This window comes from Bradyrhizobium nanningense (genome assembly GCF_004114535.1).
GTDB classification, from domain to species: Bacteria; Pseudomonadota; Alphaproteobacteria; order Rhizobiales; family Xanthobacteraceae; genus Bradyrhizobium; species Bradyrhizobium nanningense.
The window spans coordinates 26215-41427 of record NZ_LBJC01000013.1; the positions used below are offsets into that span (position 1 = coordinate 26215).

General features: G+C 62.1%; 19 protein-coding genes and 1 pseudogene. 15 read left to right on the top strand and 5 right to left on the bottom strand.

Features of this window, described 5'->3' with window-relative positions; genetic code table 11:
• The first annotated feature begins 7 nt into the window (after positions 1-7).
• From XH84_RS41610 to XH84_RS07565, 4 genes are read left to right on the top strand one after another with little or no spacing between them, the layout of a single operon-like run.
• A complete protein-coding gene (locus XH84_RS41610) occupies positions 8-127 on the top strand; it encodes an archaellin/type IV pilin N-terminal domain-containing protein (protein ID WP_347338736.1) in 120 nt (39 codons plus the stop codon).
• A 2-nt stretch (positions 128-129) separates the two neighbouring features.
• On the top strand, positions 130-840 hold the full coding sequence (locus XH84_RS07555) for a c-type cytochrome (protein ID WP_128918941.1): 711 nt from the start codon (positions 130-132) through the stop codon (positions 838-840).
• 9 nt (positions 841-849) lie between these two features.
• Positions 850-1461: a class I SAM-dependent methyltransferase gene (locus XH84_RS07560; protein WP_128918942.1), complete on the top strand. Its 612-nt coding sequence runs from the start codon at positions 850-852 to the stop codon at positions 1459-1461.
• A 24-nt stretch (positions 1462-1485) separates the two neighbouring features.
• The gene (locus XH84_RS07565) at positions 1486-1968 is read left to right on the top strand and encodes a DUF411 domain-containing protein (protein WP_128918943.1); all 483 of its coding nucleotides are present in this window, start codon (positions 1486-1488) and stop codon (positions 1966-1968) included.
• Between the two features lie 249 nt (positions 1969-2217).
• Here XH84_RS07565 and XH84_RS07575 read toward each other — a convergent pair whose 3' ends face one another.
• Entirely contained in the window at positions 2218-3252 is a 1035-nt protein-coding gene (locus tag XH84_RS07575) for a Cj0069 family protein (protein ID WP_128918944.1), read from the bottom strand.
• A 476-nt stretch (positions 3253-3728) separates the two neighbouring features.
• On the opposite strand from XH84_RS07575, the gene XH84_RS39575 reads away from it, so the two are divergent.
• From XH84_RS39575 to XH84_RS07625, 9 genes are all read left to right on the top strand, one after another.
• A complete protein-coding gene (locus tag XH84_RS39575; RefSeq protein ID WP_164936191.1) occupies positions 3729-3962 on the top strand; it encodes a hypothetical protein in 234 nt (77 codons plus the stop codon).
• 17 nt (positions 3963-3979) lie between these two features.
• Positions 3980-4888 carry a DUF1259 domain-containing protein gene (locus XH84_RS07585; RefSeq protein WP_164936192.1) on the top strand — a complete coding sequence of 303 codons (909 nt, stop codon included), beginning with the start codon at positions 3980-3982 and terminating at the stop codon, positions 4886-4888.
• A 380-nt stretch (positions 4889-5268) separates the two neighbouring features.
• Positions 5269-5457: a hypothetical protein gene (locus XH84_RS07590; RefSeq protein WP_164936193.1), complete on the top strand. Its 189-nt coding sequence runs from the start codon at positions 5269-5271 to the stop codon at positions 5455-5457.
• A gap of 263 nt (positions 5458-5720) precedes the next feature.
• Positions 5721-6311: a superoxide dismutase gene (locus tag XH84_RS07595; RefSeq protein WP_128918946.1), complete on the top strand. Its 591-nt coding sequence runs from the start codon at positions 5721-5723 to the stop codon at positions 6309-6311.
• A complete protein-coding gene (locus tag XH84_RS07600) occupies positions 6308-6691 on the top strand; it encodes a hypothetical protein (protein ID WP_245471648.1) in 384 nt (127 codons plus the stop codon). Before XH84_RS07595 ends, XH84_RS07600 begins: the two co-directional genes overlap by 4 nt.
• A gap of 67 nt (positions 6692-6758) precedes the next feature.
• Complete coding sequence (locus tag XH84_RS39580; RefSeq protein WP_164936194.1) at positions 6759-7394, top strand: hypothetical protein; 636 nt, start codon at positions 6759-6761, stop codon at positions 7392-7394.
• A gap of 108 nt (positions 7395-7502) precedes the next feature.
• The gene (locus tag XH84_RS07615; RefSeq protein ID WP_128918949.1) at positions 7503-8249 is read left to right on the top strand and encodes a sulfite exporter TauE/SafE family protein; all 747 of its coding nucleotides are present in this window, start codon (positions 7503-7505) and stop codon (positions 8247-8249) included.
• A gap of 240 nt (positions 8250-8489) precedes the next feature.
• The gene (locus XH84_RS07620; protein ID WP_245471649.1) at positions 8490-9083 is read left to right on the top strand and encodes a hypothetical protein; all 594 of its coding nucleotides are present in this window, start codon (positions 8490-8492) and stop codon (positions 9081-9083) included.
• A gap of 28 nt (positions 9084-9111) precedes the next feature.
• Positions 9112-9612, top strand: a complete 501-nt coding sequence (locus XH84_RS07625; RefSeq protein ID WP_206734125.1) for a GlcG/HbpS family heme-binding protein — start codon at positions 9112-9114, stop codon at positions 9610-9612.
• 33 nt (positions 9613-9645) lie between these two features.
• Here the strand turns inward: XH84_RS07625 and XH84_RS07630 are convergent, their stop codons facing one another.
• Positions 9646-9960 (bottom strand): YjiS-like domain-containing protein, encoded by a 315-nt coding sequence (locus XH84_RS07630; protein WP_128918950.1) that lies wholly within the window; start codon positions 9958-9960, stop codon positions 9646-9648.
• Positions 9961-10325: 365 nt separating this feature from the next.
• Between XH84_RS07630 and XH84_RS07635 the strand changes: the two genes are divergently transcribed.
• Positions 10326-12734: a 3-keto-alpha-glucoside-1,2-lyase-like domain-containing protein gene (locus XH84_RS07635; protein WP_128918951.1), complete on the top strand. Its 2409-nt coding sequence runs from the start codon at positions 10326-10328 to the stop codon at positions 12732-12734.
• A 60-nt stretch (positions 12735-12794) separates the two neighbouring features.
• Here XH84_RS07635 and arsB read toward each other — a convergent pair whose 3' ends face one another.
• From arsB to XH84_RS40635, 3 genes and pseudogenes are all read right to left on the bottom strand, one after another.
• The gene (arsB, locus tag XH84_RS07640) at positions 12795-13850 is read right to left on the bottom strand and encodes an ACR3 family arsenite efflux transporter (RefSeq protein WP_128918952.1); all 1056 of its coding nucleotides are present in this window, start codon (positions 13848-13850) and stop codon (positions 12795-12797) included.
• A 2-nt stretch (positions 13851-13852) separates the two neighbouring features.
• Positions 13853-14380, bottom strand: coding sequence for an arsenate reductase ArsC (locus XH84_RS40630; protein WP_141937185.1), 528 nt, complete (start codon positions 14378-14380; stop codon positions 13853-13855).
• Positions 14381-14497: 117 nt separating this feature from the next.
• Positions 14498-14734, bottom strand: a pseudogene (locus tag XH84_RS40635) (ArsR/SmtB family transcription factor); the annotation flags it as partial.
• Between the two features lie 124 nt (positions 14735-14858).
• Between XH84_RS40635 and XH84_RS07650 the strand changes: the two are divergent.
• Complete coding sequence (locus XH84_RS07650; RefSeq protein ID WP_128918954.1) at positions 14859-15176, top strand: ArsR/SmtB family transcription factor; 318 nt, start codon at positions 14859-14861, stop codon at positions 15174-15176.
• Positions 15177-15213 lie beyond the last annotated feature (37 nt).

The following is a 15213-nucleotide window of genomic DNA, read 5'->3' on the forward strand; positions in this document are numbered from 1 at the left end:
GTGAGCCATGATGCACGACATGATGTCGGGAACGTTCGGGACGATGGGATTGATCACCGCACTGATCGTCATCGTTCTCGTATTGACGGCGGCGGCGCTGATCAAATATCTCTTCAAGGGAGATTGAAGATGCATCGCTTCTATCTTACCGGACTGGCTGTGATCCTGGCTTCCTCGCCCGTTCTTGCGCAGCAGGATGCCGTGACTCGCGGCCAGCGAGATTTCCGAGGTTGCATGCCGTGTCACTCGCTAGAGCCGGACCGGAACATGACCGGCCCGAGCCTCGCACAACTATGGGATCGAAAGGCCGGCAGCTTGGAAAGCTTCGAACGCTATTCCGATGCGCTCAAATCGTCTGGAATCATTTGGAACGAACGCTCGCTTGATGCCTGGCTCATGAACCCGGAGCGCATGGTGCCGGGCAACGAAATGCCATTCAACGGTATCAAGGATGATCGCGCCCGCGCCGATTTAATTGCGTTCCTGAAGCAGGCCACCAAACCGGGCGCGCAGCCGCAGTCCGCTGTCGAAGGTCGAATGGGAGGGATGACGGGCGGAATGATGGGGGGCGGCGGACGCGATCCCGATTTGAAAAGCCTGGAGGAGAGTATGCAGGTAGAAGCGATCACCTATTGTCACGACACCTATCGTGTCATCACCGCCGACGGCAAGACGCGCGCCTTCTGGGAGCGCAATCTGCGCCTGAAGACGGATTCGGGCAAAGATGGTCCACAAAGCGGCGCGCCCGCCCTGGTACCCGCCGGCATGATGGGCGACCGTGCGGACGTGATCTTTGCCGCACCTGAAGAGATCAGCAAGACTATTGAACGGCGATGCTAGGAGACGCGCATGGGCTTCTACAACGATGTCATTCTCCCGCGGCTTTGCGACCTTGCGATGCGGAACAAGGAACTTGCGCCCTACCGGGAGCGCGCGGCCCGTGCCGCACACGGCCGGGTGCTCGAGATCGGCATCGGGTCCGGCCGCAACCTGCCGTTCTACGGGACGACCGTGAAGCAAGTCGTGGGGCTTGAACCCGGCGCGAAGCTTATCGAGATGGCGCGACACGCTCCACATCCGGAAACTCCGGTCGAGTTTGTCGAAGCTTCGGCCGAGGCCATACCGATCGGGGACTGCAGCATCGATACGGTGGTGACGACCTGGACCATGTGCAGCATTCCGGACGTCGATCGCGCGATGACAGAGGCGCGCCGTGTGTTGAAACCGGGAGGGAAGCTCGTCTTCGTCGAGCACGGCCGCGCGCCCGAACCGCGCGTGCGCTGGTGGCAAGATCGCCTGACCCCCGCGTGGATGTGCATCTCGGGCGGCTGTCATCTCAATCGGGACATTGCAGACATCCTGAACCGGAACGGCTTTCGCATCGAGGAGATGCGCACCGGATACATGAATGGGCTGAAGCCCATGACCTTCATGTACGAGGGCCAGGCGAGTCCTCGTTGACACCTGTGGCAAGGAGATTCGAAGATGAAGAAACGCGCGCATTTGATGACGCGCCGGTCGCTTGTATGGCTTATGGCCGCGGCGGTCGTTGCCGGGCCTGCCGGCGCGGCGCAGGCCGAACAAGCCACCATCACGGTGCATAAGGATCCGAACTGCGGCTGCTGCGCCGGCTGGGTGCAGCATCTCCGAGACGCAGGATTTACCGTACGGGTGGAGGAGGCTGCCGATCTCGACGCGGTTCGGAGCCGTCTCGGCATTCCCCCGGACTTGGCCGCGTGTCACACCGCGGAGGTCGCAGGTTATCTCGTCGAGGGGCACGTGCCGGCTGCGGCCGTGCGGCGGCTTCTCTCGGAGCGTCCCATTGCGAAGGGGCTCGCCGTGCCGGGCATGCCGATCGGATCGCCCGGGATGGAAGGCGGCAAGCCGCAGCCCTACGCCGTCGTGCTGTTCGGTGCTGATGGACAAAGGCCATTCATGCGCTTCGTCGGCTCGCAGGCGATCGGTTGAGAGCTATCGACGAAGCATGTTCCCAGGCTCGGCGTCACGGAAACCGAGGCCACGGCCGGTGAACTCTTCGTGCCCCGCGCCGGCGATTTTGAGAAGACTCCCCGGATTGACAGCCCTTGGCACCGGCCCTCGCTGACGAGCCGGCCGTCGAAAGAGAGAAGGGCCCTGCAGGGCGACGCATTCGCCGTCCTGCAAGTCGAATGAGACAAAGATGTGCAGACGTTTGAGTGCGCGGACCGTCAGCATGTGTCAGTGCTTGCGCTGCAGCCGATCGGCAACTCGCGCGGCGATTTCCGCAGGCGCCTCGTTCGGGTAAGGATGCACCGAGCTGACATTGATCTCGCCGAGTACATAGCTGTCGGTGCCGTCGGGAAGGACCGGACCAAGCATGAAGTCGGCGTCCCAGATCATTGGTAGGTCACCTCGCGCGATATCTAGCAACGAGGTCAGCTGCGGCGTCCACTCCTCTTCCATTAAGCGACGCAGCCGCTGGAAGCGCGGGTCCGCGTTCGACGTGTAGAGCCGTGGTCCGGCCTCGGAACGTGCGACCGGCGAGTCAACCAAGGCCTTGACTTTGTGATGACCGAAGCCGGCGCAGCGATCACCTGCCATATAGCAGCGCACCACACCTTCGCTCAAGCGAGGCTGGAACGGCTGATCGACCACGCTGCCGTTTTCGAAATACTCCGCGCAACGGCGGACAAAATCATCCAGCGTCAGTTCCTCGGACCCATCCCTGGTCGCGTCGAGCACCTTTATCATCGGGGAAGCCGGCAGCCTCTCGACTTTCCAGACGCCTTGACCCCCGTTGCCCCGGTTGCGCTTGATTACCCGCGGACCGGTGGCGAGACGTGTCGGCAACTCGGCGCGCATGGCCGCGGCGGTTTGATATAAAGCCGTGTCGCATCCCCACCCCATCGAGCGGGTACGATAGAGGACCTCCTTGGTGCCCATCTTGAGAATGACGTCCGGATGAGCGCTGACCCACACGCCCCGTGCGGCGACGTCCCGTAGCAGCGCGTCGAGATCGGCGCGATCTCGACCGTCCTGAATTGGGTTAACCCAGACCAGCACGCCGTCCGCCGCGAGCAGTTGATGCCGCACCTCCTCGGTGAAACTTTCATCGTAGATCGCCGGCCACGCCTCGATGCCCAGAGCGGCGAGGGCTTCGAAGACGTGCACGAAGCGGCTGTTCCGCGGGTTCGCATCCTGGCGCGCCGCAGCGTCGCCTCGCGAAAGAATGGCCACGGAAGGTCGGGAAGAGGGCTGTCGTTCGGTATTCATGCGCAAGCTCCACGAATGGCGTGCTGCGCAGAGCTTGGACCGAGGCCTCACGGGGAGTCTGCTTTGTCCCCACTTGCGGAACAATAATCGGACCGTTTGCGAGTTTCAAGGCGGCGGTCGGCGCGTTCCGTTCCAATCGTGAACTCTTGGTGATGCTCGCTCGCGGTCGGTAGGCTCGCTCCGGCACATGCCGGTTGACAGCTTCCGGGCCTCGGGGTTTTATCTCTGGACCGGGGACGTGCGATCTCCCCGTGAGGCGACACGCCCAAGCATCGCGTCCTGATCACCAAGGGCGCAGCATGCCATCATTCACCCCCGATACATCCGACAGATTATCCCGGCCTCGGTACAGCGCCCGCGCCGACCGCATCGCTTGCGCGCGCGGCGTTGCGCCCTTTTGAGCACCGAGCCGGGATGTAGGGGCAGGATCGCGAGACGGACTTCGCCTGGGGCAGGGCATAACCAGGAGAACGATCATGCGACCAGGAACAACCTTCCGCACCGCTCTATTGCTTGCGATCGCGGGCGGGCTGTCGAGTGCCCAAGCCCTGACACAGGAGGAACTCGTCGCGAGGATCCAGGCGGCCGGTTACACCCAGGTCAGCGACATCAAGTCGACCGCCGAGGGCATCACTGCCAAGGCGCTAAAGAACGGCAAGGCGGTGACGCTCGTCGTCGACAGCAGCGGCCAGGTCAAGGAGCGAAACTAAGTCGGAGGAGTAGAACGATGAAAAGAATCATCTGGTCCGTGGCGGTCATTGGCGCCTGCCTCGTTGCATTTCGCGTTGGCCCCTTCATCCCGGCATATGCCCAAGATGCTGACTGGCAGAAGGTTGACGAGAATTTGGGGCGCAAGCCCGCCGTCTCGGACGACGTCCGCCGCTACGGCTTTCCCCGCACCGATCTCTCCGTGACCTTGGACGGGGTGACGATCAAGCCGTCGCTGGCGCTCGGCGGCTGGATCGCGTTCAAGCCTGCGCATGGCGGCGCCATGATCATGGGAGACCTCGTGCTCCTCGAGACCGAGATCAATCCCGTCATGGCCAAGATGATCGCGAGCGGTCTTGCGATCACCGCCGTGCACAATCATCTGCTGCGCGCCAGTCCGGCCACGTTCTACATGCACATCGCCGGGCACGGCGACCCCGTCAAGCTGGCCTCGGCGATCCATGATGCGCTCGCCGAAAGCAAGACCCCGCTGACGGTCGCGGCGCCATCGAACCCGGCACCGGCGATCGACCTCGATACGGCCAGGCTGGATCAGATCATCGGCGTCAAAGGGCAGGCCAACGGCGGCGTCTACCAGTTCAACGTCAAGCGGCGGGACCCGGTCACCGAAGACGGCATGCCGCTGACGCCGGTCGGCGCGATGGGCGTCGCGATCGCCATCAATTTCCAGCCGACGGGGGCAGGCAAGGCCGCCATCACCGGCGATTTCGTGCTGACCAGCGACGAGGTCAATCCGGTCATCGTGGCGCTGCGCACGCACGGCATCGAGGTGACGGCGCTGCACAGTCACATGCTGGATGAGCAGCCAAGGCTCTTCTTCATGCACTTCTGGGCCAATGACGACGCGATCAAGCTCGCGGGCGGCCTGCGTGCCGCGCTCGACAAGACCGCCAGCACGAAAAGCTGACGTCTGGGAGGGAGCTGCGCACGATGATGCGTCGATCCGGACGCGTCCTTGACCGGATCCTCGTCATCCAAAGCGGCGCTCCAACGTATCGACAGAGCAGGCATTCTCCTTGTTCGTGCCGCTGTCTTGCAGTGCAGCGCCACGGGCTGGGATGCTTTCTGAACTCATGCGCGGGCCGGGTGTTACCGTCTATCGAACTATGGAGGAGATTATGCGTGTTCTTGCGACGATAACGGCAGTTCTGCTGTCCTGCACTGTCGCCCCCGCGCTCGCCGCCGAAGCGGAGAAGGCCCCGGCCCAGTCGGACCCGGCCGCTGCTCCAGTACAGCCGGATCAAACGCCGCGCCAGGCCGAGCAGGCCCGCGAGCAGAGCAGAAAGGATGCCGAAGACGTTCAGATTGGGCGTGATTGGAAAGCGCAAGGTGGCGGTGAAGGCGGCCGCGCGGATCGAGCTGAGCCATCCGGACAGGAGCATCAGACCGTCGGTCGAGACTGGCGAGCTCATCCTGACGCTCGTGAGCCGCGGTGAGCCGACAGCCGACCCCGGAGAGTCCTGCGCATCCATTTGACAAATCCGCCAACTGCGCAATAGTTGTACGTACGGGGAAGCGATCTCCCCGTGAGGCGACATGCCCAAGAATCGCGTCCGGTTCCGATAAGGACGCTGCATGTCTGCCGTTTGCCGCCCCCAGCCCCAAGACGTTCTATCCGTGCTTCGCGCGTCGATGTCTCGTTGTCGGCTGCGGGATCGCCGTGCCGACGGCCTCCGCCGAGCCAGGCACGGCGTACGACCGAATGTGAAACTTCTCTTTGATCTCAATGGAGAACTGCCATGACGCACGTCATGAAACCGCTGTCGTGCGACCCGAGTCGCATCCGCGGCATGTCGGAGCGGATGATTATCAGCCACTACGAGAACAACTATGGCGGTGCAGTCAAACGGCTGAATCTGATCGCAGAAAAGCTCGCCGAGATCGACTTTGTCACCGCGCCCGGCTTCTTAATCAACGGCTTGAAGCGCGAGCAGCTCATCGCAACGAACTCGATGATCCTCCACGAAGTGTTCTTTGATGGTCTGGGGGACGAGAGCGATCCGGGAGCAAGTCTGAAGGAGGCCTTGGCACGCGACTTCGGTTCGTACGAGCGGTGGCGGTCGGAATTCATGGCGATGGGCAAGGCGCTCGGCGGTGGCTCCGGCTGGGTCTTGCTGACGTGGTCGCCGCGCGACCGCAAGCTCGTCAATCAGTGGGCGTCGGATCACTGTCACACCCTCGCCGGTGCAACGCCGATTCTGGCGCTCGATATGTACGAGCACTCCTATCACATCGATTATGGCGCCAAGGCCGGCAGCTATGTGGACGTTTTCATGACGGCGGTCAATTGGAGCGTCGTGCAGCGGGCTTACGAAGGGATGCAGGAATGAGGCGCGCTTCACACGACGCATTGCGTCTGATCGGTTGCGCGGCGCTGCTGGTCCTTACGATCGAGGCACGCGCAGGAGATCGGTTTCAGCCGCTGGACGGCAAACAGATCCGTGCACGTATGGTGGGCAAAGACATCACCGATGGAGCGCATTGGTCGCTCTATCTACGGCCAGACGGCTCGATCATAGGTTCAGAGTCCGGAGATTCCTGGACCGGTAGTTGGAAAATTCGCGATGAGAGGCTCTGCATGACGCAACCGAGCATCACGTCGCTTGTCTGCAACCAGGTCTGGATGTCGGGCGAAAATATCAGGATGCGCGCCATCGGGGATGAAAAGACGTTCGAGGCTAAAGTCTTGGCTCACCAACCGAACCGATGAAACGATTGCAGGTCCGGCCCGGCAAGCAGGCTGCTTTGGAGGGCACGACCAACATCAATCAAGATCGATGAAAGCTCCGGCGCCGGACAAAGTGCTACTCACGAAAGGAAAATCGAATGCGAAGCGCGGCACTGGGTTTATGCGTGCTGATTGGTCTGTTCGCTGCGAGCGCGACGGCGCAGGCTCAAACATCCTGCAGGGTATGCGCCGAACAGCAAAAAGCCTGCATGAAGAATTATGCAGGGCCAGCCTGCAAGACCGAGTATCAGATATGTCGCAAGTCCTGCAGGAAGTGAGGCCCATGGAGCTCGGAAGCTTGCGAGCGAGTTGTTTCATCTCGGCACTTGCTGCCGGCGCCGGGAGCCTGATCGCCATCCATGCTGGTCTTGCCACAGCCAAAGGTCTGCGTGCCCTTACCGGCGCAGAGATACGTGCGAGCTTCACCGGCAAGCAACTCACTGACGAAGTCCATTACCGTCTCGTCTATGACCCGGATGGCACGCTTCGAAGCTATGCGATGGGCGTGAAGAAGATCGGCAAATGGCATGTCGATAAGGACGAATTATGCCTCGATCTCGGAGAGACCGATGATGGCTGCTATCGGGTTACGCTGAGCGGCGAACGGATTGAGCTGACGCCGACGGGCATCGGCGGCCCGCTCGATGGCATTTTGCAGCCGGCATATCGCGGCGACGGGAGGTAGGCCGGACAGGCATCTGAATAACGGCTGGCGATTTCGGGGATGCCGCGACCTCCCCGTGAGATGGGGTCCCATCCAAGTGCGCGCCACCTCGTTCCGAGGGACGACCCTATGGATACACTTGTCTTCACTGTCTTTGCTCTTGCCGCGCTCATCGGCGGTTTCGTCAGCGGCTTCTCGGGCTTCGCGATGGGCCTGGTGGTTTCTGGTGTCTGGCTGCACATCATCACGCCAATGCAGACCGCCACTCTGATTGCTGGATACGGTCTGCTCACCCAAGGCTACGGCATTTACAAGCTGCGACATGTCCTGGATCTGCGCAAGGCATGGCCGCTCGCGCTCGGAACCGTGATCGGCATTCCTATTGGCGTCGGAATTCTCGCCTATCTCAATCCGGTCCATCTAAGGTTCGGCGTGGGCATGTTGTTGTTGATATATGCGATCTACGGCCTCGCGCGGCCGGTATTCGCGCCGCTGAAGATCGGGACCGGTGCCGATATCGCGATCGGCATCTCGAACGGCATGCTTGGCGGCCTGACGGGGTTGGGCGGCGTCATCTCCACGATATCGTGCCAGTGGCGGGGTTGGCCGAAGGATGTGCAGCGAGCCGTCTTTCAGCCGGTGCTGTTCATCGCCTTCGTGGTCATCTCCCTGTCGCAGGCCGCAGCCGGCACGCTCACCAAGGAAACACTGATGCTGTACGCTATGGGTGTTCCTTTCATGGTCGCGGGCCTTTGGTCCGGCTTCAAACTGTTCGGCACGATCAAGGACGAGACATTCCGCAAGACTGTATTGGCATTGCTGCTGTTTGCGGGACTCTCGCTGATCGTGTCGATCCCGCCGTTTTCCTTCCGTTGACCATGAGGGCGTCATGCCGCTGAAGAGCTTGGGCTTCATTTCCATCCCGAACGGGCCCTTCTGGTATTCTCGGATGAGTGATGACGCGAAGACGGAGCGGGGCACGCCCCACGCCCACGGAGGAGCCGCATGTCGAGAAACTTGATGACCCGCACCGCCGCAATCCCAGCGTCCCGACCCTCTGCGCGGGCGAGGCTTGCCTTGACCTGCATGCTGGCTCTGTTCGTAGGAGGGAATGCCGTGGCCGAGACCGTGAATTTTGACAACGCTCCCGCCGGAATGCCGCCCGAAGGGTGGACCTTGACGATGACCGGCAAGGGAGCGCCGAAATGGACCGTCGAGGCCGACCTCACGGCGCCGAGCAAACCGAACGTTCTCAAGCAATCCGGACGAGCGACGTTTCCGGTGGCCATCAAGAGCGATACCTCCATCCGTGACGGCTTCGTGGAGGTCAAATTCAAGGCGGTTACCGGCTCTGAGGACCGCGCCGCGGGAGTGATCTGGCGCGCGAGGGATGCCGACAATTATTACGTTGTGCGGGCCAACGCGCTGGAGGCCAATGTCGTGCTCTACAAGATGGTGAGGGGCGTTCGAACCTCGCTGGAGATCGTCGGTCGCAAGGGCGGCTACGGTGTCGGCACGCCGGTGTCATCCGGGCAATGGCATGCGTTGCGCTGCGATTTCGCGGGAAGTCGGTTCAAGGTGACCTATGACGGAAAGCCGTTATTCGAAGTGGAGGACGCGACCATGACGGATCCCGGCATGATTGGCCTGTGGACCAAGGCGGACAGCGTCACGCTGTTCGATGATCTGGCATATGGCGCGGTCAAATAGGCGCTTGTCACCTTTGCCGGAGATTGTCATGAATGTTCGATGTTGGTCGGTCGCGACCGCTCTGCTGATCGCATCCATCGGTCCAATGCGGGCGGAAGAAGCCCTTGTCGCCTACAAATCACTTAGCCCGGAACTGGCGCTCGATCTTGCGCGCGCCGCGTTGGACAGCTGCCGTAGCCGTGGATATCAGGTCGCCGTCGCTGTCGTCGATCGCTCCGGCGTCACGCAAGTGATGCTGCGCGATCGCTTTGCAGGGCCCCACACGCCATTGACGGCATCCGGCAAAGCGTGGACCGCCGTGTCGTTCAAGACCAGCACGACCGAGCTGAATGCAATCAGCCAGCCCGGCATGATGCAGGCGGGCATTCGCGATCTTCCCGGAGCAGTCATCATAGGAGGAGGACTGATCGTCGAAACAGGCGGCTCTCTGGTCGGAGCGGTCGGCGTATCCGGCGCACCCGGCGGCGACGCGGACGAAGCCTGCGCGAAAGCCGGGATCGAGGCCATACGCGACAAGCTGGAGTTCTGAGACCGGACGTCAAGACTACGGCTGGACTGCTCATCAACGTCGGCGCGAGCTTGGCGCGCCGCCCTCGCAGGGCGAGGTGCGGCGCGCTTGGTCGATGGAAAATGAACAATCAACCAGTGTTGCCCAGTCGGCGGAGGCAGACTTTCGAGCTTCCGCAACGATCGTTCTCGATAAACCCATGTCCGCGAGCAACCGGTCATCCAGTTCGAGAAGCTCGCCGTATTGGCGGCGCCGCGTTATTCCGTTCAAGAGCGCGAGCGGCAATCTCCAGACCCATGCAAGATTTGGAGAAGGGCTGAAGGCTGCGCGGGATGTATCGGTTGAGGCAATGGTGCTGTCGCAAGACATGTTTCACCTCCGAAATGGAGCGAAACAACGCTTGGCTCGAGAGCTGGTCGGGCGGTTGTATGTGGCCCGAAACCAACCGCTATCATGCTCCTCCTTGGCGCACAAGCGATCCCTGGCAGTGCGTGACCTGAGACCGGATCGTGATGTCTGCGGCTGCTGAAAGTCGCCCAGTTGTGTGAACCGGCTCATACAATCGACCACAGGTTGCTCCTATCTTTTCGAACCGCGCCACAGAGCGATTGTTTTAGCGACTCTCCGTTTGCCTCCGAGAATGCCCTCTGGCGCCGCCGTCCCAGTGGAACGTGACACGGCCGGACCAAACATCTGGTCCGCTGCGGCATTAACGCCTCGAAAGGAGCTTTCCGATGCTGACCTTTCTTCAACACGATCCTTCCATTCCCGTCGACGTCCAGGACACGGATTTCACGCGCGATCTGCTCGGCAGATACGTGTGCAGCACATTCGACGAAGCGGTGAGCAACGGCGGCAGGCCGTTCGACGTCGTGGTGATCGGCGCCGGGATGTTCGGCGCGTATGCGGCCAACAGGATCTATCGTAAAGGTGCCGACCAGAACCTTCGGGTGCTCCTGCTCGACGCGGGAGGCTATCTTGCCCCGACGCATGTGCAGAACATGCCGCATCTTGGCCTGAATGCGCCGGATACCGCCTTGGTGACCCGCAATGATCAGGATCGGGGTGCGCGCAACGGTGTCTGGGGCATTCCTTGGCACAGCAACGAGCCGTTCACCGGCCTCGCTTACTGCCCCGGAGGACGCTCTCTATTCTGGGGCGGTTGGGCGCCCCGGCTCATGCCGGCCGACCTCGCGACGTGGCCCAATGACGTGCGCGCTTTTCTGATGGCGACCTATCCTGACGTGGAGCGCGAGATCGGCGTAGAGGACAAAGCTGACTATCTATCGGGTCCGCTCAACACGGTGCTCAATGCGCAGTTGCAGGCTGTCGCCTCGGGCACGAGCGCGATCATGCCTGACGTGACATTGGACGTCGTCGAGGAAGCTCCGATCGCGGTGCAGGCGAGCTCCCCGGGCCCTGGGCTGTTTTCGTTCGACAAGTTCAGCAGCGGACCCCTGCTGCTCGAAAGCATCCGGGACGATATCGCCAAGCGCTGGACCTTGAACGATAACTCGCGGCGGCGCTTCTTCCTCGTTCCACGGTGCCACGTGATACGGCTTCGCAACAGCGGAGGCAGAGTCACCGGGATCGATCTCACCTACAATGGTCAGTTCCGGTCGCTTTCCACTCCGTCCAATCTCAGTCCCGATTGCCAGGTCGTGGTCGCGGCGGGAACGATCGAATCGACGCGACTGGCCATCGAGTCGTTTCCGGTGGCGCGTGGTGCGTACAGCATGGGTGCCAATTTCATGGCGCATCTGCGCACGAATCTCACCGTGCGCGTCAAGCGCAGTGCGCTCGGGCTCGCCGCGGCCACAACCCTTGAGCAGGGCGGCGCGATCGTGCGTGGCGAGATCACCAACCCGGACGGAAGCAAACGGCGCTATCATTTGCAGGTACTGGCATCGGCCGAGAAGGGACAGAATCCGGAAGCGACGATGTGGACGATGGTGCCCGACATCGACCTCTTGCGAAACCTGCTGTCAAACGAGGACCCCGACTGGGTGGCCATCGTCTTCCGCGGCCTCGGAGAGATGGATGGCGACAGGACGGCCGGCCCCGGCAGCGCCACGAGTTTCGTAAATCTCACCAATGCGGCCGACCCGCTTCAAAATGATGGCATGAGCGCGCGTGCGTGGGTCAATTTCACGCCGACGTCGAATGACTATACGGCATGGGGCAAGCTCGCTGCCGCGGCCGTCAAGCTGGCGGAACGCTTCGGCAAGACCGCCGGCGACGTCGAGTACTTGTACAACGGCGGTTGGCAAAGCGCACCGCCACCTGATCCGTTTGCTGCCACTAAGGACCAGCTTGGCAACACCCATCATGAAGCGGGCACGCTGTGGATGGGCGACGATCCAACCACGTCGATTACGGCCCCCAACGGACAATTCCATCATATCTCGAACGCCTACGTCGCCGGCCCTGCCTTGTTCCCCACCGTCGGCTCGGCGAACCCCTCCTTGACGGGGCTTGCGCTCGCGCGTCGGACGAGCGCGGCGGTCGTTGCGGCATTGACGCCGGCACCTTCGGCACGTTCCAAGCCGCTATACGCCGGGAGCCTGGCAGACTGGCAGATGTCGGGAGGTGGAAGCTTCCTCCAGGTTTACGACATCCTCGAATCCGTCGGGGGGCCCGGCTTGCTCTGGTACACGCGCGAGAGCTTCTCCGATTTCGTGCTCGAGCTCGAATGGCAATACGCGAACCGCACCGACAATTCCGGTGTGTTCATCCGCGTGCCCAACTTGAACAGCTCGAATCCGAACGATTGGACGGCTGCAATCGACCAGAGCTACGAAATCCAGATCGATCCGCGTGGATACAACTCCGAAAAGAGCATGGAGAACGATCCCTTGCGCAGCACCGGCGCAATCTACAACGTCAATGCGCCGATCCGCACCGATGTTGCGAAAGGCCCGTGGCAGTGGAACACATTCGTCATCGAGGCTGTCGGCAGCCGCATCAAGGTGACGCTGAACGATGTGGTCGTGAACGACTTCACCGACCCCAGGCCCAGGTCTCTTCGCGGGCACATCGCGCTGCAAAACCATCACGATGGTTCGAAGGTGCAATTCCGCAACATTCGCATCAAAGCGGTGGTGCCGGGGGTCACTGAGTTGCCTCTCGCCAGGGTTGCCTAATCTCTTCGGGCCCCGTGCAACGCGGAGCGCTCATGGGCGCTCCGCGTCTGGTCGGCCGCCTTACTGGCGGGCCTCCAAAGCCGTCGGGGCTCTGGCTGCGCCCGCTTCATACCAGTCCCGGGTCGCCTTGACGATGCGGACGACGGACAGCATCACGGGGACCTCGACGAGCACGCCGACCACGGTCGCCAGCGCTGCGCCGGAGTTCAGGCCAAACAGGCTGATCGCGGCGGCGACCGCCAGCTCGAAGAAATTGCTCGCGCCGATCAGGGCGGCTGGAGCGGCGACGCACCAGGCCACGCCAAATCGTCGGCTCAGCCAGTACGCCAAGCCCGCATTGAGATAGACTTGGACGAGGATCGGCACGGCGAGCATGGCAATGACGAGCGGCTGCCTGACGATCTGCTCGCCCTGGAAGCCGAACAGCAGCACCAATGTGGCGAGGAGCGCAACCAGCGACAGCGGCTGCAGCGTTCGCATGACGCGGTCGAAGCCGGCCGTGCCGTTTCGCAGCAGAACCTTGCGCCACAGCTGTGCGACGATCACGGGGACCACGATGTAAAGCAGGACGGAGAGCAGCAGCGTGCCCCAGGGGACGCTGATCGAGGCCACTCCGAGCAGCAGTCCCACCAGCGGCGCGAACAGGAACACCATGATCACGTCGTTCAGGGCGACCTGGCTCAGCGTGTAGTGAGGCTCGCCCTCGCACAGGTTCGACCACACGAACACCATCGCGGTGCAGGGCGCGGCCGCCAGCAGAATCAAGCCGGCGATGTAGGACGAAATCTGGCCTGCCGGTAGCAGCGGTGCGAACAAATGACCGATGAAGAAGGGGCCGAGCAGCGCCATCGAGAACGGCTTCACGGCCCAATTGATGAAAAGCGTGACGCCGACGCCGCGCCAATGTTTCCGCACCTCGCCCAGCGAGCCGAAGTCGATCTTCAGCAACATGGGCACGATCATGAGCCAGATCAGCACTGCGACCGGCAGATTGACCTTGGCGACCTCGGCGGCCGCGACCGCGCCGAAGAAACCGGGCAGGACGTGCCCCAGTGCGACGCCGACGACGATGCAAAGCGCAACCCACAGAGTGAGATATCGTTCGAAGATGCCCATCGTCAGGCCACGTCGCCTCGGTTGGACGTCGCGCCATCGGAGCGGCCGATCTCGCGCAGCCTGGTGCCGAGCGACAGTCGGTCGATGCTGCTGAGCGGCAGATTTACGAAGGCATCGATCCGATACTTGAGGTAGCGGAACGCAGTGACGAACGCTGCCTGCTTCTCCAGCTCAGAACCTTCGACAGCTGCAGGATCTTCGATACCCCAATGCGCCGTCGTCGGGTGGCCGGGCCAGACCGGACATGCTTCTCCGGCTGCGTTGTCGCAAACGGTGAATACGAAATCCATCACGGGCGCATCGGCGGCTGCGAATTCCAGCCAGCTCTTCGCGCGCATCCCGTCGACCGGGTAGTCCATGGACTGAAGCGTGCGCAGCGCGAGCGGATGCACCGCGCCCTTTGGCGTGCTTCCGGCGGAGAAGGCCCGAAAGCGGCCGGCGCCGTCTTTGCGAAGGATCGACTCGGCCAGGATGGATCGTGCCGAATTGCCGGTGCACAGAAACAGCACATTGTAGATATGGTCAGGCACGGCTTCGCTCCTTTCGTTTCGGCGAGCAGCAGGATTGCAGTGTCTGACGACGGGATTGCAGACCTCCGGTCGTCCCCCGCAGCAATCGCGAAGCAGGAAGAGCGCGACGTCGCGGAATTCGTCGAGATTGGCGCGGTAGACGATCGAGCGGCTGTGCCGCTCGGAAGAGACGAGGCGCGCCCGGCTCAGGATCGCCAGATGCGCTGAGAGCGTGTTCTGCGGGACCTCAAGCAGGCGGGCGAGGTCGCCGGCGGCAAGGCCCTCGGGCTCGTGCCTGACCAGCGTCCGGAATGCTTCCAGACGGGTCGGTTGGGCCAGTGCAGCGAGGGCGAGGACAGCTTCTCTGTTTTCCATATATCCAGATTTACGGAAATCACGGAAGAGCGTCAACCTGAAGCTCGTCGTCAGTCGCGCATTAATTCGAATATTCTAGAAATATGGTTTGACAGGGAGCGCGGACGGGCGCAGCGTGGGTGTCATGAAGATCGCCGACGCAGCAGCACGTTTGGAGGCCCTGGGCAATCAAACCCGGCTCCAGATCTACCGGGCCCTGGTTCGGGCGGGGCACGCGGGCATGCCCGTCGGCCGCTTGCAGGAGAAGCTGAAGATCCCGGCGTCGACGCTGTCGCATCACATCAAGACCCTGGTTGCGGTCGGGCTCGTCAGCCAGGTCAGGGAATCGACGACGCTGATCTGCCACGCCAACTTCGATGCGATGCGCGGCCTCGTCGCCTTCCTGGCGGCGGAGTGTTGCGCCGACGAAGCTGGATGCAAGGGAGCGCAAACGGCGGCGTGATCCTTTTGTGAATTTATTCGATGATTCTAGAAATACA